This is a genomic window from Ruminococcus sp. 8Y-12 (genome assembly GCF_058119865.1).
In genome coordinates, this window is record NZ_CM176623.1 from 4,005,001 (window position 1) to 4,022,454 (window position 17,454).

General features: G+C 45.9%; 20 protein-coding genes (1 of these 20 only partly in view). 4 read left to right on the top strand and 16 right to left on the bottom strand.

What is annotated here, in order from left to right; all coding sequences use genetic code 11:
- The 6 genes from AC0THY_RS16075 to AC0THY_RS16100 form a co-directional block, all read right to left on the bottom strand.
- On the bottom strand, nucleotides 1-412 hold the beginning of the coding sequence (locus tag AC0THY_RS16075) for a sensor histidine kinase (RefSeq protein ID WP_489991607.1). It extends 1,082 nt beyond the left edge of the window; the window shows 412 of its 1,494 coding nt (coding positions 1-412); its start codon is at nucleotides 410-412; its stop codon lies beyond the left edge, outside the window.
- The gene (locus AC0THY_RS16080; protein ID WP_489991608.1) at nucleotides 412-1,089 is read right to left on the bottom strand and encodes a response regulator transcription factor; all 678 of its coding nucleotides are present in this window, start codon (nucleotides 1,087-1,089) and stop codon (nucleotides 412-414) included. The genes AC0THY_RS16075 and AC0THY_RS16080 overlap by 1 nt, the downstream gene beginning before the upstream one ends.
- Nucleotides 1,090-1,167: 78 nt before the next feature.
- On the bottom strand, nucleotides 1,168-1,854 hold the full coding sequence (locus AC0THY_RS16085) for a GTP pyrophosphokinase (protein ID WP_489991609.1): 687 nt from the start codon (nucleotides 1,852-1,854) through the stop codon (nucleotides 1,168-1,170).
- A 133-nt stretch (nucleotides 1,855-1,987) separates the two neighbouring features.
- Nucleotides 1,988-3,064 (bottom strand): hypothetical protein, encoded by a 1,077-nt coding sequence (locus tag AC0THY_RS16090; RefSeq protein WP_489991610.1) that lies wholly within the window; start codon nucleotides 3,062-3,064, stop codon nucleotides 1,988-1,990.
- A gap of 249 nt (nucleotides 3,065-3,313) precedes the next feature.
- Nucleotides 3,314-4,789 carry a leucine-rich repeat protein gene (locus tag AC0THY_RS16095; protein ID WP_489991611.1) on the bottom strand — a complete coding sequence of 492 codons (1,476 nt, stop codon included), beginning with the start codon at nucleotides 4,787-4,789 and terminating at the stop codon, nucleotides 3,314-3,316.
- Nucleotides 4,790-5,112: 323 nt separating this feature from the next.
- Complete coding sequence (locus AC0THY_RS16100; protein ID WP_489991612.1) at nucleotides 5,113-6,825, bottom strand: leucine-rich repeat protein; 1,713 nt, start codon at nucleotides 6,823-6,825, stop codon at nucleotides 5,113-5,115.
- 261 nt (nucleotides 6,826-7,086) lie between these two features.
- Here AC0THY_RS16100 and AC0THY_RS16105 point away from each other — a divergent pair, with 261 nt between their 5' ends.
- Nucleotides 7,087-7,227 carry a hypothetical protein gene (locus AC0THY_RS16105; protein WP_489991613.1) on the top strand — a complete coding sequence of 47 codons (141 nt, stop codon included), beginning with the start codon at nucleotides 7,087-7,089 and terminating at the stop codon, nucleotides 7,225-7,227.
- Nucleotides 7,228-7,231: 4 nt separating this feature from the next.
- On the opposite strand, the gene AC0THY_RS16110 is transcribed toward AC0THY_RS16105, so the two are convergent.
- The 10 genes from AC0THY_RS16110 to gmd all read right to left on the bottom strand — a co-directional run bounded on the left by AC0THY_RS16110 (nucleotide 7,232) and on the right by gmd (nucleotide 15,278).
- Nucleotides 7,232-7,822 carry a YhfC family glutamic-type intramembrane protease gene (locus AC0THY_RS16110; RefSeq protein WP_489991614.1) on the bottom strand — a complete coding sequence of 197 codons (591 nt, stop codon included), beginning with the start codon at nucleotides 7,820-7,822 and terminating at the stop codon, nucleotides 7,232-7,234.
- A 29-nt stretch (nucleotides 7,823-7,851) separates the two neighbouring features.
- Entirely contained in the window at nucleotides 7,852-8,262 is a 411-nt protein-coding gene (locus AC0THY_RS16115; RefSeq protein WP_489991615.1) for a DUF3887 domain-containing protein, read from the bottom strand.
- A 143-nt stretch (nucleotides 8,263-8,405) separates the two neighbouring features.
- Nucleotides 8,406-9,029 (bottom strand): hypothetical protein, encoded by a 624-nt coding sequence (locus AC0THY_RS16120; protein WP_489991616.1) that lies wholly within the window; start codon nucleotides 9,027-9,029, stop codon nucleotides 8,406-8,408.
- The gene (locus tag AC0THY_RS16125) at nucleotides 9,026-9,724 is read right to left on the bottom strand and encodes a hypothetical protein (RefSeq protein ID WP_489991617.1); all 699 of its coding nucleotides are present in this window, start codon (nucleotides 9,722-9,724) and stop codon (nucleotides 9,026-9,028) included. The genes AC0THY_RS16120 and AC0THY_RS16125 overlap by 4 nt, the downstream gene beginning before the upstream one ends.
- A 244-nt stretch (nucleotides 9,725-9,968) precedes the next feature.
- Nucleotides 9,969-10,112: a zinc ribbon domain-containing protein gene (locus AC0THY_RS16130; protein ID WP_489991618.1), complete on the bottom strand. Its 144-nt coding sequence runs from the start codon at nucleotides 10,110-10,112 to the stop codon at nucleotides 9,969-9,971.
- A 33-nt stretch (nucleotides 10,113-10,145) separates the two neighbouring features.
- Complete coding sequence (locus tag AC0THY_RS16135) at nucleotides 10,146-10,703, bottom strand: VanZ family protein (protein ID WP_489991619.1); 558 nt, start codon at nucleotides 10,701-10,703, stop codon at nucleotides 10,146-10,148.
- 175 nt (nucleotides 10,704-10,878) lie between these two features.
- Nucleotides 10,879-11,883, bottom strand: a complete 1,005-nt coding sequence (locus AC0THY_RS16140; protein ID WP_489991620.1) for a type I phosphomannose isomerase catalytic subunit — start codon at nucleotides 11,881-11,883, stop codon at nucleotides 10,879-10,881.
- Complete coding sequence (locus AC0THY_RS16145; protein ID WP_489991621.1) at nucleotides 11,852-13,168, bottom strand: sugar phosphate nucleotidyltransferase; 1,317 nt, start codon at nucleotides 13,166-13,168, stop codon at nucleotides 11,852-11,854. Before AC0THY_RS16145 ends, AC0THY_RS16140 begins: the two co-directional genes overlap by 32 nt.
- Before the next feature lie 42 nt (nucleotides 13,169-13,210).
- Nucleotides 13,211-14,155 carry a GDP-L-fucose synthase family protein gene (locus AC0THY_RS16150; protein WP_489991622.1) on the bottom strand — a complete coding sequence of 315 codons (945 nt, stop codon included), beginning with the start codon at nucleotides 14,153-14,155 and terminating at the stop codon, nucleotides 13,211-13,213.
- 67 nt (nucleotides 14,156-14,222) lie between these two features.
- Nucleotides 14,223-15,278, bottom strand: coding sequence for a GDP-mannose 4,6-dehydratase (gmd, locus tag AC0THY_RS16155; RefSeq protein ID WP_489991623.1), 1,056 nt, complete (start codon nucleotides 15,276-15,278; stop codon nucleotides 14,223-14,225).
- Between the two features lie 200 nt (nucleotides 15,279-15,478).
- Between gmd and AC0THY_RS16160 the strand changes: the two genes are divergently transcribed.
- The 3 genes from AC0THY_RS16160 to tnpB all read left to right on the top strand — a co-directional run bounded on the left by AC0THY_RS16160 (nucleotide 15,479) and on the right by tnpB (nucleotide 17,419).
- The gene (locus AC0THY_RS16160) at nucleotides 15,479-16,348 is read left to right on the top strand and encodes an AraC family transcriptional regulator (RefSeq protein ID WP_489991624.1); all 870 of its coding nucleotides are present in this window, start codon (nucleotides 15,479-15,481) and stop codon (nucleotides 16,346-16,348) included.
- Nucleotides 16,349-16,712: 364 nt separating this feature from the next.
- On the top strand, nucleotides 16,713-17,072 hold the full coding sequence (tnpA, locus tag AC0THY_RS16165) for an IS66 family insertion sequence element accessory protein TnpA (RefSeq protein WP_489991625.1): 360 nt from the start codon (nucleotides 16,713-16,715) through the stop codon (nucleotides 17,070-17,072).
- Nucleotides 17,073-17,086: 14 nt separating this feature from the next.
- Nucleotides 17,087-17,419 carry an IS66 family insertion sequence element accessory protein TnpB gene (gene tnpB / locus AC0THY_RS16170; RefSeq protein ID WP_489991626.1) on the top strand — a complete coding sequence of 111 codons (333 nt, stop codon included), beginning with the start codon at nucleotides 17,087-17,089 and terminating at the stop codon, nucleotides 17,417-17,419.
- Nucleotides 17,420-17,454: the final 35 nt, after the last annotated feature.

Genomic DNA, 17,454 nt, shown 5'->3' on the forward strand with positions numbered 1-17,454 from the left:
AATCTGACTTTCTCCTGATGTCTTTTCTCTTGTGAAGCGTGTAATTATCCGTCTTTTCCAAAATCTTCACGGAAGAATCATCCACTCCCACACTGTATCCCCAAAGCCGCCCTTGCAACGGCCCACTGTCATTCGTACCACAAACACGTTTAAAATCCAGGTCCAGAATCACCAGGCTGATGTTGTTGGCTTCACAGATATTTCCGGCGCGCTGCAGAAATACATTGTCCACATATTCATTGGGATCCTCTGTCTGGTTAACAAACTCGTAAACCTCCACCAACACATTTTTTTTCTTCATCACATAGTAACTCTCCAGAAAAATATTGTTGATGAGCCAGTTGGCCAACAGAATAAATACCATCAGCCCAATGAACAAAAATGCCATCTGCTTTTTTATTGAGTGTTTCATTACTCTACCTCAAACTTATATCCCATCCCCCAGATGGTCTTGATATAGTTTCCTTTGTCTCCAAGTTTGTTTCTCAGCTTCTTCACATGGGTATCAATAGTTCTGGCGTCCCCAAAGTAATCATAATTCCACACACTGTTAAGTATCTTTTCCCTTGAGAGGGCAATCCCCTGGTTTTCCATAAAGTAAGTGAGCAGTTCAAACTCCTTGAAACTCAAATCCACTGCCTGACCACCAACCGTCACCAGGTGGGCGGCTTTATTTACTTCAATGTTTCCTGCCTTCAATACTTCATCAGGTGCAATGGCATTGGTTCTCCTCAGAATCGCCTCCACTCTGGCCACCAGTATCTTTGGGCTGAATGGTTTGGATATATACTCATCCACTCCCAGTTCAAAGCCGAGTAGTTCATCCCTCTCATCAGCCCTGGCCGTGAGCATGATGATTGGAACCTGTGAGTAGGCCCGGATCTCCCGGCATACTTCCCACCCATCCATCTTAGGCATCATGACATCCAGAATGATCAGCGATATGTCCTTTTCTGCGAAAAAGATATCAATGGCCTGTGCGCCGTTTTCCGCCTCCATCACATCGAAATCCTTTTTTGTCAAAAAGTCCCGCACCAGTTTGCGCATTCTGCTCTCGTCATCTACAACTAATACTTTCAACCGTTCCATTTCCAAGTACCTCCCTGATTCATACCTTACCACGCTTTTCGCCCATTCTTTATCTCTATGGCAGATTATAGCAGGTAATTATGTAAGTTCTGTGAAAACTCCGATCTTTTCTCGTATCTCCTGCATACGCAGATCTGTGTCTGCAATGATCTCGGCACACTGTTTCAGCTCCTTCCCAATGGCTTCTGGATTATCCACTTTATCCAAGTCCCTTTTATAGCGAAGCTGATGTTCGAGACTGGCCCAGAAATCCATAGCAATGGTCCTTATCTGCACCTCTACCCGCATCTGCCGTTTCTCCTCTGAGAAAAACACTGGAATCTCCACAATCATGTGCAGACTGCGGTAACCATTGTTTTTCGGATGCCTGATATAATCCTTTACCTCCAGCAGTCGGATATCATCCTGCTTTGCCAGCCATCTGGCCACATCGTAGATGTCGTCAATAAAGTAGCAGACCACCCGCACGCCGGCCACATCATTCAAGTTCGCCATCACTGACTCTAAAGTAAGCTCATAGCCGTTTTTCTCCAATTTCTTTAAAATACTGATCGGTTTTTTAAGTCTGGACTTGATAAATTCTATGGGATTTCTGTTGTACCGTACGGAAAGCTCATCATTTAACACCTCCAGCTTTGTCTTTACCTCCCGTATGGCGCAGCTGTACATCATCATAAGCTCCTCAAATTCCTGCGCCTGGTCAAAGAGCGGCGCTGCCGTATCCGGCAGTATACGCTCATTGATAAATCTGGTTACCCTTTCCATTCTTATCCTCCGTACTTATCATATTTTTGTATCACAGGAAGTTTCTCCCATGAAACACGATATCAGAAAAAATCACCTGCAAAACCTGCAGGTGACCTCCGAAAGTCTCTCACTTTCTGCTTTTCGTTTTCTTTTAATATGGATGGAAGTTTCCGTCAGAGTCTGTCACACCTTTTTCTCCAAAGGTATATGTCTTTCCATCATCTCCAACCCAGTTTCCATTGCTGTCCTTTGTAGCTTTCACATAATTACCGTTTTTATCATAAAAATCATAGTAATCCGCTGAATCGCCTGAGCTGGAAGAACTGCCAGAGGAAGAAGAACCTCCTGAACTTCCGCTCCTGTATGAAGGCGGATCATAATAGTACCAGGTACCATTGCTGTCTTCTACTCCGTCCTCATAGAAATAGTAAACCGTACCATTTTTGTCCACCCATTTACCATCGCTGTTCTCAGTTGTATAGATAGTGTTGCCTTCCTCATCAAAGAAGTATCTCTCCTCCTGGCTCCCTGAGGAAGCTCCTCCGCTGCTGTCTGTACTTCCACTGCCATCCTGCTCCTCTGTACTGTTCGTGCCTTCGCTGCTCTCGCCGCCTGCACTGCCGGACAGATCCTTCAGAAGCTGAAAGCTGTTGACTGCTTCCTGTACACTTGCAAGAAGTGCAGTGTCTCCCTTTTTCACATTGCCCATTACCTGGAATCCTTCGCTGTCCGTGGCCCTGATCACTGCGGACGTGTAGAAAACACCTGCTGTGGTATCCTTATAGGTAAGTGTATAGGAACAAACCTTGACTCCCGTAGACTTGTCAAACTGGAAGTTGCTCACCTGCACATTATCCGTGTCCACTCCTGTTTTTTTCAGTCTCTTGAGCAGGCGTTCCTCTGTTGACCCTATGGGGAGCGTGTCCATATAATCGCCGCTAAAATATCCGATTGTAATTTCACCTTGTCCCTCTGAGGCAAAAGCTACATTGTTAACATCATTGTTTGTGTTCTTCCAGGTGGAGTCCGGCAGTACAATTGAAAACCTTCCATCCTGTGCTGTATACGTAACCTTGGTCACCACAGCCGGCTCAGACTGCGTCTCTGTTGCTGACGTCGACTCCGTGCTGGTCCCTGTCTCGTCTCCCTTACCTTTACATCCGGTCACTGCCAGCATTGCAACAGCTGCCAGAATCAATGGCTTTGCAAACCTTTTCTTGTCCCTCATATAATCCCCCTTTTCTGCGGTGATCTAGTATCTTGTCCCCTCTATTTTATAACGAGAGAGGCATTATTTCAACTTTATTTTGTGAAAACTTCCTGAATTTTTTTACAACTGTTAACGTAACTGCTCAGTTCCTTCACAGTTACATCCAAAAATCCATTTAAAACACCTTCGGTGACGGGATTTTTGCACCCTGAATCATTTTCTTACGGTCAGCGCAGTAAATGCGCAGACCTGTTGAATAGTTACCTGTTAACTTTTGTATCCTACGACAGCATCCGCCAAATTTGGATGAATCCGCGCAAACATTTCCCGGTATTCTTCCAAACAATTGTCCGGAACCTCAATCACAGGACATTTTGTTCTCGAAATATTCCCAAACGCCCTGGGGCTGATATACTCTGGGAGCGTCTCCCCTGTAAAGCGGACCGTCTGAATATCTCCGCCTATGGCATAATCATCGATGGTCTTAATAGAAGTGGGAAACACCACCATTGTCAGGGAGGAATTGTAAAAAGCCAGCTTTCCGATATGCTCTGCCTTCCTGTCCTCTCTCATGGGGTACACCCCTACTCTTGCCTCTGGATAGGCCACCAGAGTCTTTTTATCTTTTGTGTAGACAGCTTCATCTATAGATGTGTACACGGGATTTTTAAAATCAATATGGATACTTTCAAGATAACGAAGCCCGCTAAAAGCACCTGGTTCTATTTTTGTGTAGTTGGCCGGAATGTCGATCATCTTGAGATCTCCCTTTAGGTTTACAAACGCATCCCGGGCAACCCCATAGCTGCCCTTGTCCGGCAGACGTATCATCCCATTCTCCACACGCCCGGTAAAACCGGTGATCATACCGTTCGTTACCACAAACGGGCTCACTGCTTCCACCCATTTGGCATATAGCTTAATCTTGTCCTTTCCAAATGCAGTCCGGTAAGGAAACTCTGCTTTTCTGGTGAGGGCTTCATCCAGATACCATCCACAAAAAGTATATCCATCTTTCAGAGGACTATCCACTTCCTTCAAAATATAATTATCAAAATAGTAGTACAGTCCATTTGCCCCTTCTATATATCCATCGTTTAACTCGATCTCAGCCTGATAAGCAGCCACCTGATAAGAAAACTCCGCCAGCTTTCCCTGATATTTTAGCATACCTTTGTAACTGCCGGGAGTCTTTGTATAAAATCCCAGTACCGTACATTTGGACGAGTCAATGGATACCTTCTCTCCGTTGCTGTATATGCCATATAGCCTCAAACCTTCCAGATTCAGACTCTCCGCCCCGACACAGACCGGCGCTGCCAAACTTCCTTCGCACACAAATCTGGTCAGCACTGCCGCAGGCGGTACCTCTGGTTCCTCATAGTTTTCACTTTCTCCTGCCGTTCTGTCCTCTTCCTCCCGTTTAGTCTCTGCCGCCACTATCCCCTGTTCTGCGGCTTCACGCCCAGAGGAGGTGACGACTTCGGTCCTTTCTCCCGATTCCTTATACCCCCTCTCATCCGGAAATCCCCATTTCGGGTACTGGCAAACATTGCTGTTAATATTATAGATTGACTCCTTGTCCTCAAGGTCCGTTGCGGCTTTACCGCCTTCTATCATCTCTTGATCCATGTAGTCTATGCCTTTAAAATTCGCTGGCTGCGTGTCATCCACCCCTTCTGTTCTGAAGATATCTAGTCCCTTCTGATCCGGGTTTATCAATACTCCTTTTTCAAATCTCATTTCACTTTGCACATTCTGATATTGGAACTGTTTTGCCGGAAACCGGGCATTTTTTACCACTGATACAAGCATCAAAACTATTAATATAAGTATAATACCCTCTGTCACAGACTTTTCTAATAGTTTGGTTTTCCCGCTTATCCTGACTTCTTCTATATTTAAAACCGCTCTCATCGCTCTCTTTTTGTACACTCCCATTTGATTTAGGATATCTATCCTTTTCATTTACAATTTGATCAGCTTATCCTAAAGTCATTCTAACAATCCCACAAAATTGTGTCAACCATATTTTACCAATATATCATTTTCTGTTGAACGTATGGTTAAAAACCCACCACTACTTTTGCAAGTCTCTTGTCAATTCTTTCAAACATAGCCCTGTACTCCTCTATGCACTCATTTGGAACCTCAATCACCAGGTTTCCTGCCTTTGCCAAATTTCCGAAAGCCAGAGGACTAATGTATTCTGGAAGGGTGGTTCCCGTGAACCGAATTTGCTTTACACTTTCCCCAATCCCATAGGCATCGATTGTCTTAATCGACGGTGGAAAAACAATTTTGGTCAAAGAGAAGCCCTCAAATGCCATTTTCCCGACATGTTCCGCCATCCTGCTTGGCAGCATCGCATATTCGCCAGTGATTCCTTCGGGATAGGCCACAATTGTCTTCTTATCTTTCGTGTAGACTGCCTCATCCTCCGAAGCGTACACAGAGTTCTTGAAATCAATATTGATGGAGGTCAAAGTTTTCAGTCCCCGAAACGCCCCTGGCTCAATCTTTGTATAATTTGGCGGAATATCAATCATCCTCAGGGAAGTGCTGCTTTTCAAATTTCTAAAAGCATCCTGCGCAATGCCGTAACAGCCCTTGTCCGGCAGTCTTATCATCCAGTCATCCACTACTCCCTTAAAGTCTGTAATCATCCCATTGGTAATCACATAGGGGCTTTCCGCTTCCACCCACTTGGCATAGAATTTTATCTTACACTCTCCAAAGGAAGCCTTATACGGAAACTCCACTCTCCTGGTAAATGCGGCGTCTAAATACCAGCCATCAAAGATGAACCCGTACTTTTCCGGAATAAACACCTGATCCAAAGTGTAGTTATCCAGATAATAGGTGAGCCCATTGCCGCTCACTGCAAATCCACCGTTCAGCTCAATATCCACTTGGTATGCAGCCACCTGATAACTAAATTCCGCTGTTTTGCCCATGTATCGAATCATCCCCTTGTATGTCCCCGGGTTCTGAGTCTGCACACCCAGAATTGCACATTGATTCAGGTCCACCTGCAATTTATTCCCATCGCTATAGACTGCCCATATGGTCATCCCATCAATGCTCAGGTGGTCTGCACCAATGCACAGAGGCGCCATGATTGCACCCTCGCAGACAAGGCTCACTACAGAAGCGGGCGGTTTCGGATTTTCCTCTCCGCCATCCTCTGACTCTACAGGATCGTTCGACTCCCGCTCTGAGTCTGACTCCTGTTCTGTACCCGGCTCCTCCGGTTTTTCAGATTCCGGCCGCGTAGTTTCCTCCTCGTCCTCCTTTCTGATGGAATCAGACGGGTCGGAAGGCTTAAAATTATCTTCAGGTTCAGAATCCCCGTTCTCCTTACCATAATTGTAAAGTTTCCACTCCGTTTCACTGTCCGTTCTTCTGTCACCGCCTGCTCTTTTTTCCTTCTCCACAGCAGTGCTGCTTTCCCTTGTTTCGTCTATCAAAACGCTTTCCTGATTGTCACCTTTCTCTGCATCCTTTCCCTTCTGATCATCTGCTCCCTCTTCCCATTGGCTTTCTGACATATTTGTTATCTGCCCTTTCTCCTTTTCCGAATCTGTATTTGCACCCTTCTCTGACTCAGCTATCCGTGTATCCCCGTAAAAGGTGTCCCATTTTGGGTTCATAAGCACATACAAATTATATACAAGGGCAATACCAATGAGAAGCGTCATAAAAAAGGCCCCACTGTACGCCAATAATCTCTCAAATTTATTTTTCTTACGTCTCTTTTTACTTTTTGTATTTTTCATATTCTGTCCGCTTTCTTCATGTCCATTTTGTAAATGCACAAAAAGCATCCACCCTTTACAAAGATGCATGCTCTTGGCCTCTAAACATTTTATCAGCGCAGAATTAATGTGTCAATGTGGTCCTGCTATTACTTACGCGCTTTTGTCAATTATGTTGTGTTTCTAACCTGGTTTTTGTATAAAATAACCGAAATTACCATATACTAAAATATAGGCATTTAAACTAAAAACTATACACTTTACTGAAAGGTGTGATTATATATGACATGGTCAGTAATCTTACTATTTCCCATACTCATATGCTTTATCACAGTTCTCTACTCCTGCATACACATCACAACTCCCTACGATGAGGCTGTCGATGACCTGGAACAGGAACGGTTTCTCGAATCACTGTACTGATAGCTTATGTTTCTGACTGTTTTTGCATCCTACGCCACAGCGCCAAGGACAGGGCAAGTATGCCAAGGGATTCCATACCCAGAGCTGCTTCAAGAACCACTGCTGATGTAAAATACGGCAGTATCCCATCCACAACCGTGTGAAGCAGCAGAGCCAGCAGATACCACCTGATCCTGCGCCCATTCACTGCCATGACCACAAGTATCGCCAGAGATACCTGAATGATCAGTGCAAAAACTCTCTCCAAAAGTCCCAGGACCATATTTTGCGAAAAACCGTTGGATACAATGTATTGGACCATGGCTGTAAGCAGCCACCCGGCCTCCATGAGACCGTGTCCCAGCCCGAAAGTGACAGCGTCACTTAGCGACAGCCTGCTCTTCTTAAAAAACTGTAGAAAAACAAGTCTGCCGGTCTCCTCAAACAGTCCGGCCGTAAATGCAATAATCCAGGACATCACCATGGGAATGACAAGGGATGCATAGAGATACGTCTCCGTGTCGTAAAATAACTTCAGCAGCGGAATCCTGAGCACCAGCTGGGATACACCAAAGGATGCCAGTCCTGCAAGAAAAAGCAATAATTTCTTTCTCACCCAGACACCTCTTTCTTTCTATTCACAGGTTATTTGATAAAGAACTGCACCAATTTCATCTCATCATCAAACGCCATAGTAAATTGCATCTTGCCCTGCTCGTATTCTCCCACTGCCACCACTGCAGCATAGTCGTTCTTTTCATTATCCTGCTGCCCTGCAATCGCAAATTTGTCTACAGATTTAAATTCCCCCAGCTTATCCATGGCTGTCGTCCCCGCCGTCTCAAACTGCTCTACCGTTACCGCCGCCTGAAATTCATCATTTCCCATTTCAATCAGGCTCTGATATTCCTTGGCATTGAACAGCTCGATAGCCTCCTCCGCCTTTGTCCTGACCTCATCCTCGCTGAAGACATCCGCCAGGGAACCTCCGCTTTTGCAGGCGCAGAGCATGAGCGCTGACAACAGTAAAATTGCAGTAAACCTTATTTTCTTCATACAATCTCTCCTTCCAAGTTTATCACAGCTTACAGAAGGGGGCCCCTCCTCTGTTAATCGGTATCTTTATCATACGCCAAAGGAAGAAAATTGCAATAAGATTTGTCTGAAGTCCTGGAAAACGTGCCTGAAATACAAGCAGCCTATCCCTGCTCCTTTTTCTTTTTTCTATATTTGATTGCGGCAACCGTACCTCCGGCAGCCACAACCGTTACCCCAAAGACAACTGCCTTTCCCCAGTCCGGCACCTGTGACTGTGCTTTTTTTACCTCTGCCTGTGTCTCCGACTGAGAAACTGTCTCTGACTCTTTCTCTGTCTCAGCCCTGGTTTCACTCTCCGTCTGGGTTTCCGTCTCACTCTGTGATTCCGTCTCCGTTTCGGATTCTGTCTCTGTCTGCGCTGTCTCAGTCTGATCTCCGGAAGGCTGCCCTCCTTTCTGGCCATCTCCATTCCCGCTCTGATCTCCTGATCCCTTGCCTGTATCATCCCCTGTGTTCTCATCAAAGGAGTAGGTTTGTGGCTCCCCTGTCTGCGGCTCTGACGGATCTATCACATTCCCGCTGGAATCGTACTTGCCATCCAGATAATCCTGATATGCCTGGTACGCCCCGTCCATTGTTGGGGAATATCCATGGGAGGACAGCCAGTTCTTAACCATCTGCTTCTCCTCCTCCGTGTAAGCCTGAGCAGGCAAAACGGATGCCTGAAAGGTAAGGGTACTGATCAAAAGCGCTGCAATTATATAAAATTTTTTGATATGTCTCATGAATCTTCCTCTTTTCCAATCTCTGTGATCACGCCAATCCTTCTAAAAATGGGATACAGGTAACTAGCTCCGAAAGTCCCCAGCTTTTTTGGGCCCGTCACCTCCCCAACGGTCCGTCTGAGTTCCATCGCTTTGTGGAAGGCCACCAATGCCGTTGCCTTTGTGATGGATTTATCTTTCCTGCTCACAAACATCTCATTTCCCTTTATGCTGTAATCATACTCCAGACCTTTGGCTGTATGAAAAACATCCTTCTGGAAAAATGTCAGCGTCTCCCACAGCAAATCGTCCAGCCCCTCCATAGCGTCAGCTTCTGTCAGAGTTACCGCGCGTTCCACACTCCGCTTTAACTCCTTCACAGCCATTTGGCGTTTCTGGTCGGAATCCTCTTCATCTGCTCCGGGAATCTGTGCACAGAATACATCCTCCGAATAGGGCAGGTAAGAGTTAACAGAGGTTCGGCTCAATTGCAGGAGTTCCTGAATCTCTTCAATGCTCTTTCCCTCCACAGCCAGCCGGTTCACTTCCCGGCTGGTCTTGGTACTGAATACTCCTGCTGTGATGAGAATTTTCCGAACCTTCAGAAATGAAATACCGAACTCGTTTGCTGTGTGCAGTAGAGTGGAGTGAGATGTTTTCTGGGCGGATAGATAGTAATTTACGATATCATTGAACTGTTTTTCTGGGATTTGCATAGATATACCTCAATATTGTTTTCATCTGTTTTCGGTGAGCGTTTATTCGTATCATTATATCAGAATTCAGGCTGTGTGTATAGATAAGGTGGAGATTTTTATGGTAGGACAGTTAGCCGGCAGTTCGGTTCTTCCATTAAACAAATGAAACGCAATATGCTGGAGAATATGGTTGAAATGCTGTTGTCAGAGTGTTAGGTTCCTATGCCATAAACAGCTGCTTTGACCATAACTTGCGAAAAAGTTACGCTACAGACCCTACAGACACAACTCCAGATAATTCATTAGTATAATCTAATTCTTCTAAAAGTGGATACCCACATTTAGGACAGCTCTTCGCCTTATCTGATACAGTTCCTCCGCATTCCGGACAATTGATCAATGACATACTCTCTTTCCCTCCTCTAATTTGTATACATAACTAATACTTTTCCTCATATATTCTTCTTTTCATTATTTTCTGTAATCTCTTCAGCAAAATAATAATCATATATCCAATAATAGCCCCCAGCGAATTAGCCACGACATCATCCAACTGGCAGAAACCTCTCTGGGTTAGGTACTGCATTCCTTCAATCAAACTACTGACAAGTATTGCCACTGGAATACAGATACGCTTTGGAACACGCCCCAGCATAGGAAAAAAAATTCCGAAGGGAACAAACAGCAAAACATTTTCTATCACATAGGAGTGTGCCTGCACGGTTGTTCCCCAGGTGGCTCCCAGGCCCAACTCTATCCCTGTCCTTGACCCAGGCAGACGAGACAGGTATGTTATCTGTACTACAGCTATCAAATACGTCAGAAAAAGCAGATAGCAAAACCCTTTCTTCCATTGCCAACTCCCTGTACCAATTCGATATAGTATCAATATGACTAATGTCCCCAATGCGCCTGTAATGATGCTAGCCGGAATATATCCCAATACATCCTCTATATCACTTTGCAGATATGGATAGTACTCTTGAATCCATTTCATTTCCTTTTATTACCTTCTTAAATTCTCATATTTTAGATCTGTATGTTTCTCTATTATACCATTCATTCATTAGTTCCAACAAGTATTATGCTATTTTACATATTAATACATAAAAAACCACCCAGCACAAACTCACTGAGTGGATAAAACACTTATTCTCGCATTTCGTCACCTGTTAACAACTCACCTTCAAAAGCTGTGCCTTCCCATGCAGTTTCATTGGAACAGAATTGGCAGGCACAAAGATACAGTCCCCCTTAAAGAAATTAATAGGCGTATTCTCATCTAATAAAATTCCACAGCCATCCACGCACAGCAGCACCTGAAAGGAATTGCTGTTGGTCTGAAAATCAGCCATGTTTCTTGTGCGCTCTGTGTTGACCAGCACGCGTTCCACCTGGAAATATTTACACCGGCACAGAAACTCTGAGGCAATTCCCCGTTTATATTTGAGCACGCGCATCGGCTGTCTCGGTTCGGCACTGCCTTTTAAGTTGACCGCATCCAACGCCTTTTCCACGTGCAGCTCCCGCAGATTTCCGTCCTTATCCCGGCGGTTGTAATCATAAAGTCGGTAGGTCAGATTTGAATTTTCCTGAATTTCTGCAATCAGCGCGCCAGCGCCGATGGCATGAACCGTACCTGCCTCGATATAGAAGACATCATCCTTATGTACAGGTACTTTCTGCAGATACTTCTCCACTGTCCCTTCGGAGAGGCTTCTCTCCAGGGTTTCCCTCTCCATATCATGATAAAATCCATAAATCAGCCTGGAATCCTTCGCGGCATCCAGCACGTACCACATCTCTGTCTTTCCAAGAGAACCGTTTTCATGCGCTTTGGCATAGACGTCATCGGGATGCACCTGAACGGATAAATCCTTTTTCGCATCAATCAGTTTAATCAGAATCGGCAGCTCCCCGCCTGTCCTGGGATGGGTTCCCAGGTACTCGGGATGCTCTCTCAGTACATTTGATAAAAGCATCCCCTCCAGCTCCCCGGATGCAACCACACTGGTTCCATCCGGATGGGTGGAGCATTCCCAGGTTTCCGCCAGAGGATCCTGATCCATCTCCTTTGAAAACTCATCTTTTAATCGGGTTCCGCCCCACAAGTAATCCTTTCCGGCCGGCTTTAAAAGAAATGGTTTACCATTCAAGCTCATATTTCTTTTTGTCATGGACACTGATCTCCTTACCAAGCTGCACTTCCACTATCTTCAATTCCGTATCCGCAAGGATTGTGTGCCGGCAGCCTGCCTGCATGGTCACCACATCGCCCGCTGTCACAGGCTGTTCCATTCCATCCACAATGCTGCGGCCCTCGCCCGAGACAATGGTCCACACCTCATCTCTTCTCTCGTGGCTGTGGTAGTTCATCTTGTGTCCGGGATTCAGTGTGATCTTAATGGTCATGCTTTCATTTTCCACATCCAGGACCCGGAAGCTTCCCCAGGACTTTTCCGCAAACATGATCTGCTGGTCCAGTTCATCCACGTAGGGTTTGATGTAGCTGGATTGTTCCTTATCTGACACAAGAATTCCCTCTGCGCTTGCGGAGACCACCACATCTCTTAACCCCATACACAGCACAGGAACGTCCAGCTCATTGATCACGTGAACATTTTCACAGCTATCATTCAGGACAGCGTCGCCGATGACCTCTTCCTGCATGGCCTCTGTAAGCGTGTTCCAGGTACCCAGATCCTTCCACTCCCCGCCAAAACGCATGACCTGAATGCTGTCTTCTTTTTCAACAACCGCATAGTCAAAGCTAATCTTTGTGAGGGTCTCATACTTGTCAAACAGGTCCTGGTAATCCGTAAAGTCTATTAATTCATGGGCTTTCTCCAAAACATATTTCAGCTTATACGCAAAAACCCCTCCATTCCAGAGCGCTCCCTGGCGGATATAAGACTTCGCTGTCTCCGCATCCGGTTTTTCTTTAAATGTAGAGACCCGGCTGATCGTTTCATTGCTCTTCGGAATGATATATCCGTATTTTTCGCTGGGATAGGTTGGCTCTATACCCATCAGGACTAAGTTGGCATCTCCCTTCTCTGCCAGGCTGCCCAATTCCTTAAGCGCCGCAAAATAATCATCCTCCACATACGGGTCTACCGGACATACCACCACCGCTTCCTCCTCCGGGATTTTGCAGACATCCGTCAAATAGGCGGTCGCCAGGGCAATGGCCGGGAACGTATCTCTTCTGCAGGGCTCCACAGAAATCCCTACATTCTCCCCCAACTGATTGTGGATGGCGGATACCTGTGTCTTCGAAGTGGCAATCGTAACGGTTGCATCTGAATCCACTTTTTTGATCTGCTGATATACCCGCTGTACCATTGACTGGTACTCCCCGCTCTCTGTTTTAAAAATTTTGATAAACTGCTTGGAGCGAATGTCATTTGACAGGGGCCACAAACGTTTTCCAGAACCTCCTGATAAAAGTACTATATTCATAATCATTTTCTCCTCATATACACACCTGCCGGTTCGTTCTTTTTACCGCTCTGCCCTCATGGGATTGTTTAAGAAATCCTTATAAGACAGCCGGATTCCCTCCTCAAGCTCTGTCTTATAGGTCCATCCCAGCGCCGCGCTCTTAGAGACATCCAGAAGCTTTCTGGGCGTTCCGTTTGGTTTGCTGGTATCCCACCGGATCTCCCCGCAATACCCAATCACCTTTGCAACCAGCTCTGTCAATTCTTTGATTGTCAGTTCCCTTCCAGTGCCTGCATTCACTGTCTCATTCCCACTGTAGTGATTCATCAGGAATACACAGAGATTTGCCAGATCGTCCACATACAGAAATTCGCGCAGTGGGCTGCCATCTCCCCAGCAGGTGACAAAGGGAAGATTCTGCTCCTTTGCCTCGTGAAAACGGCGGATCAGCGCCGGGAGTACATGGCTGTGGGTGGGATGGTAATTGTCGTTTGGCCCGTACAGATTCGTGGGCATGACGGAAATATAGTCCGTCCCGTACTGCCTGTTTAAGAACTCACAGTATTTCAGCCCGGAAATCTTAGCCAGGGCATAGGCTTCATTTGTCTTTTCCAGCTCAGAGGTCAACAGACAGCTCTCTTTCATGGGCTGGGGCGCCATGCGCGGGTAGATACAGGAAGATCCAAGGAACTCCAGCTTCTTACACCCGTTTTCCCATGCAGAATGAATCACATTCATCTCCAAAATCATGTTGTAGTACATAAAATCCGCCAGCGCTTCCTGATTCGCTATAATACCGCCAACCTTAGCGGCTGCCAGAAACACATATTCCGGTTTCTCCTCTGCAAAAAAGTCCTCTACCTCCGCCTGACGGCACAGATCCAGCTCTTTATGTGTGCGCGTGATAATATTTGTATACCCCTGCCGTTCCAGCTCTCTTACAATGGCAGATCCAACCATGCCTCTGTGTCCTGCCACATATATTTTTGCGTTTTTCTCCATCATGCTTCTTATCTCTCCTCACCCAGGCACTAGTGTACTGTATACTAGACTGCCTGAAACTATTTTACTCTCAGTCCATAGCTGCCATCATAGCCGCTTCCTGCTTTGCAAGCTTTCTGTCATGTTCCGCCATGATTTTCACCAGTTCTTCATAACTGGTTTTCTGTGGATTCCAGCCCAGTACGGTCTTTGCCTTCGTGGGATCACCCCAGAGGTTATCCACGTCCGTGGGGCGGAACCACTGCGGATTCACACTCACCAGCATCCTGCCCGTGTCCGCATCATAGCCTTTTTCATCAATTCCGCTGCCTTCCCAGCGGATACGTATCCCATTGGCCTGAAACGCCTTTTCCGTAAAATCCCGGACCGTATGCTGCTCTCCTGTAGCAATGACAAAATCATCCGGTGTATCGTGCTGCAGAATCATCCACATACACTCTACATAGTCTTTCGCATACCCCCAGTCACGAAGGGAGTCCATGTTGCCCAGCTCCAGATGATCCTGCAGGCCCTCCGCAATACGACCTGCAGCCAAGGTAATCTTTCTGGTAACAAAATTCTCTCCCCGGCGTTCGGATTCATGATTAAACAGAATTCCATTTACTGCAAACATGCCATACGCCTCCCTGTACTCCTTCACAATCCAGAAACCATACTGTTTTGCCACCGCGTACGGGCTGTAGGGATGAAAGGGGGTAGTCTCCCTCTGCGGAACCTCCTCCACCTTTCCGTACAATTCCGAGGTGGATGCCTGATAGATTTTCGTTTTCTTCTCCAGGCCTAGGATGCGGACCGCTTCAAGGATACGGAGTACCCCGATCGCATCCACGTCCCCGGAGTACTCCGGAACATCAAAAGATACCTGTACATGGGACTGTGCCGCCAGATTGTAAATCTCATCCGGCTGAACCAGCCCGATGATGCGAATCAGGGAAGAGGAGTCCGATAAATCTCCATCGTGGAGTCTGATGCTGCCCGCAGCGATCAGATGATCAATTCTTGCTGTATTTGAGATGGATGCGCGGCGGGTGATGCCGTGAACCTCATATCCCTTTTCCAATAAAAACTCCGCCAAATAAGAACCATCCTGTCCGGTAATTCCTGTGATAAGAGCTGTCTTTGCCATATGTATTATCCTCGCCTTTCTTTTTTCGTAACGGATCCGTTACCTTTTTCGGTCAAATTTAACACCTGTTCACTATCTTACAGAAATAACAGCCGGTTGATAAGTGACAATATTGCCCTGTTCTAGCACATTATTGACTTTTTTAACATTTCAGTTATACTGGATTTATAAAAAGTATTTTTAGAAAGGAGCCTTCCAGCATGAACGAATTTCTCTTTCACGGAACCCTGGTCACTACCAACCGCATCCTGTATACCCCCTCCTCATTCGCTCGCACAAACCTGCTGCATCTGCAGGAAACCGGCGTACTGCAGGCCCAAAAGCCCCATACCAGCAAGCGTAAGAACCTGATCTCCTATCTCTTCTTCGCTGTGGAGAGTGGTTCCGGCACACTGCAATACGACAATAAGCAATACGCCTTAAAAGCCGGAGATTGCGTTTTTATTGACTGTAGAAAGCCTTATGCACACCACACCTCAGACAAAAACCTGTGGAAGCTCCACTGGGTCCATTTCTATGGGCCTGCTATGAACGGCATCTATGAAAAATATGTAGAGCGGGGCGGCCTGCCGGCTTTTCATCCAGACAATATTGACTCCTTTTTAATCTTGATGGCTGAATTATATGAAATTGCTCAATCCAATGAATATGTAAAAGACATGAGCATACAGGAAAATTTAGCCTCCCTGTTAACGCTCATAATGAAAGAGAGCTGGCATCCGGAAATCTCCAGACGCAGCTCTTCTAAGAAGCAGAATCTATTATCTGTTAAAAAATATTTAGACGAACACTATACATGTAAAATTACCTTGGATGAATTGGCAGAGCGTTTTTTTATTAATAAATACTATCTTACAAGAGTCTTTAAAGAACAGTACGGGACCTCCATCAATGGTTACTTGCATGAAAAACGAATTACCCGCGCTAAACAGCTTCTTCGGTTTACGGAGGAACCTATTGAGAAGATCTGTGTGGAGTGCGGAGTGGATGACGCAAATTATTTTACCAGACTTTTTAAAAGGGTGGAAGGGGTAACTCCGGGGGAGTATCGGCGTGTTTGGCAGGGGTAGTACAAGCCCTAGGTCAAATCTTTCGTCTCTGTGTTATGCATTGACAAAGCTGCAATGCCAAAAGAGATGACCGTTAAAACGGCGGGAAATTGATGTGATCACTAAAAGGAATATGTGAAGAAAAGGACCTGTTGACAAACTCCCTTTTCTAGTTTCAATTTTGCATACGTTCTTTTAAAAGTAAGCGCTTTATAACCAACCGGATAGTCAAACTCCAACTTTTGTGAGATACTTCAGATACTTGGAGTAATTCACTTCCTATCCGGTTCTCGGAGTCGCAAAAGCTACGCTTCAATCTCACATCTTTGGCCGCTTTTGTTGTGCCTGATTATTCCAAAATCTCATATTGGAGGAGATGAATCAAATGAGTACAACTTCAAATGATGAACATTGGTTAAAACTGCTCACCCAGTGCAGAGCCAGTGGGCTTACCGACCGTCAATGGTGCATAGAAAACGGGATTCCTGTCAGCACATTTTACTATCACGTCCGGGCTTTGCGCAAAAAAGCCTGCGAGGTTCCGGAAGCAGTGGAGGCTGCAGCACAGAAACAGGAAGTTGTCCAGATCCCTCTTTGGGAAACGGAACAGCGTACTTCAGATACCGTTGCTTTACATATGCCCTCGATTTGTCTGGAAATGCAGGGCATCCGTATTGAAATCCATGAACAGGCCGGAGCGGATGTGATCCGGAATACTCTTCTTGCCCTGCGGCAGCTTTGTTAGGCGAACTGTCCGGTGTGGCTAAATTTTTCCTTGTGACAGGCTACACCGACATACGAAAAAGTATCGATGGCCTGATGGCGATCGTTCGGGACACCTATGAATCAGATCCCTGCAGCAATTCCCTGTTTCTTTTCTGCGGCAGACGCTTTGACCGGATCAAAGCGCTTCATTTCGAAAAAGATGGATTCTGCCTCTATTATAAGCGTTTGGATAATGGGCGGTTCCAGTGGCCCCGGGATTCTTCAGAAGTAAGGAATCTTACACGGCAGGAATACCGCTGGCTTTTGGAAGGGCTTTCCATCGATCAGCCTAAGGCAATCCGACCTGCCTGGAAAAAGGACTTCTAACCTTTGTGCAAAAGGGAGAAAATTTTTCTTCCCCT

Coding starts and splice junctions, on each gene's coding strand:
- tnpA (WP_489991625.1), top strand. CDS start 16,713: ATGAGTACAACTTCAAATGATGAACATTGGTTAAAACTGCTCACCCAG.
- AC0THY_RS16150 (WP_489991622.1), bottom strand. CDS start 14,155: ATGATGGAGAAAAACGCAAAAATATATGTGGCAGGACACAGAGGCATG.
- AC0THY_RS16090 (WP_489991610.1), bottom strand. CDS start 3,064: ATGAGGGACAAGAAAAGGTTTGCAAAGCCATTGATTCTGGCAGCTGTT.
- AC0THY_RS16105 (WP_489991613.1), top strand. CDS start 7,087: ATGACATGGTCAGTAATCTTACTATTTCCCATACTCATATGCTTTATC.
- AC0THY_RS16160 (WP_489991624.1), top strand. CDS start 15,479: ATGAACGAATTTCTCTTTCACGGAACCCTGGTCACTACCAACCGCATC.
- gmd (WP_489991623.1), bottom strand. CDS start 15,278: ATGGCAAAGACAGCTCTTATCACAGGAATTACCGGACAGGATGGTTCT.
- AC0THY_RS16140 (WP_489991620.1), bottom strand. CDS start 11,883: ATGACAAAAAGAAATATGAGCTTGAATGGTAAACCATTTCTTTTAAAG.
- AC0THY_RS16145 (WP_489991621.1), bottom strand. CDS start 13,168: ATGAATATAGTACTTTTATCAGGAGGTTCTGGAAAACGTTTGTGGCCC.
- AC0THY_RS16100 (WP_489991612.1), bottom strand. CDS start 6,825: ATGAAAAATACAAAAAGTAAAAAGAGACGTAAGAAAAATAAATTTGAG.
- AC0THY_RS16115 (WP_489991615.1), bottom strand. CDS start 8,262: ATGAAGAAAATAAGGTTTACTGCAATTTTACTGTTGTCAGCGCTCATG.
- AC0THY_RS16120 (WP_489991616.1), bottom strand. CDS start 9,029: ATGAGACATATCAAAAAATTTTATATAATTGCAGCGCTTTTGATCAGT.
- AC0THY_RS16085 (WP_489991609.1), bottom strand. CDS start 1,854: ATGGAAAGGGTAACCAGATTTATCAATGAGCGTATACTGCCGGATACG.
- AC0THY_RS16080 (WP_489991608.1), bottom strand. CDS start 1,089: ATGGAACGGTTGAAAGTATTAGTTGTAGATGACGAGAGCAGAATGCGC.
- AC0THY_RS16135 (WP_489991619.1), bottom strand. CDS start 10,703: ATGAAATGGATTCAAGAGTACTATCCATATCTGCAAAGTGATATAGAG.
- AC0THY_RS16130 (WP_489991618.1), bottom strand. CDS start 10,112: ATGTCATTGATCAATTGTCCGGAATGCGGAGGAACTGTATCAGATAAG.
- AC0THY_RS16125 (WP_489991617.1), bottom strand. CDS start 9,724: ATGCAAATCCCAGAAAAACAGTTCAATGATATCGTAAATTACTATCTA.
- AC0THY_RS16095 (WP_489991611.1), bottom strand. CDS start 4,789: ATGAGATTTGAAAAAGGAGTATTGATAAACCCGGATCAGAAGGGACTA.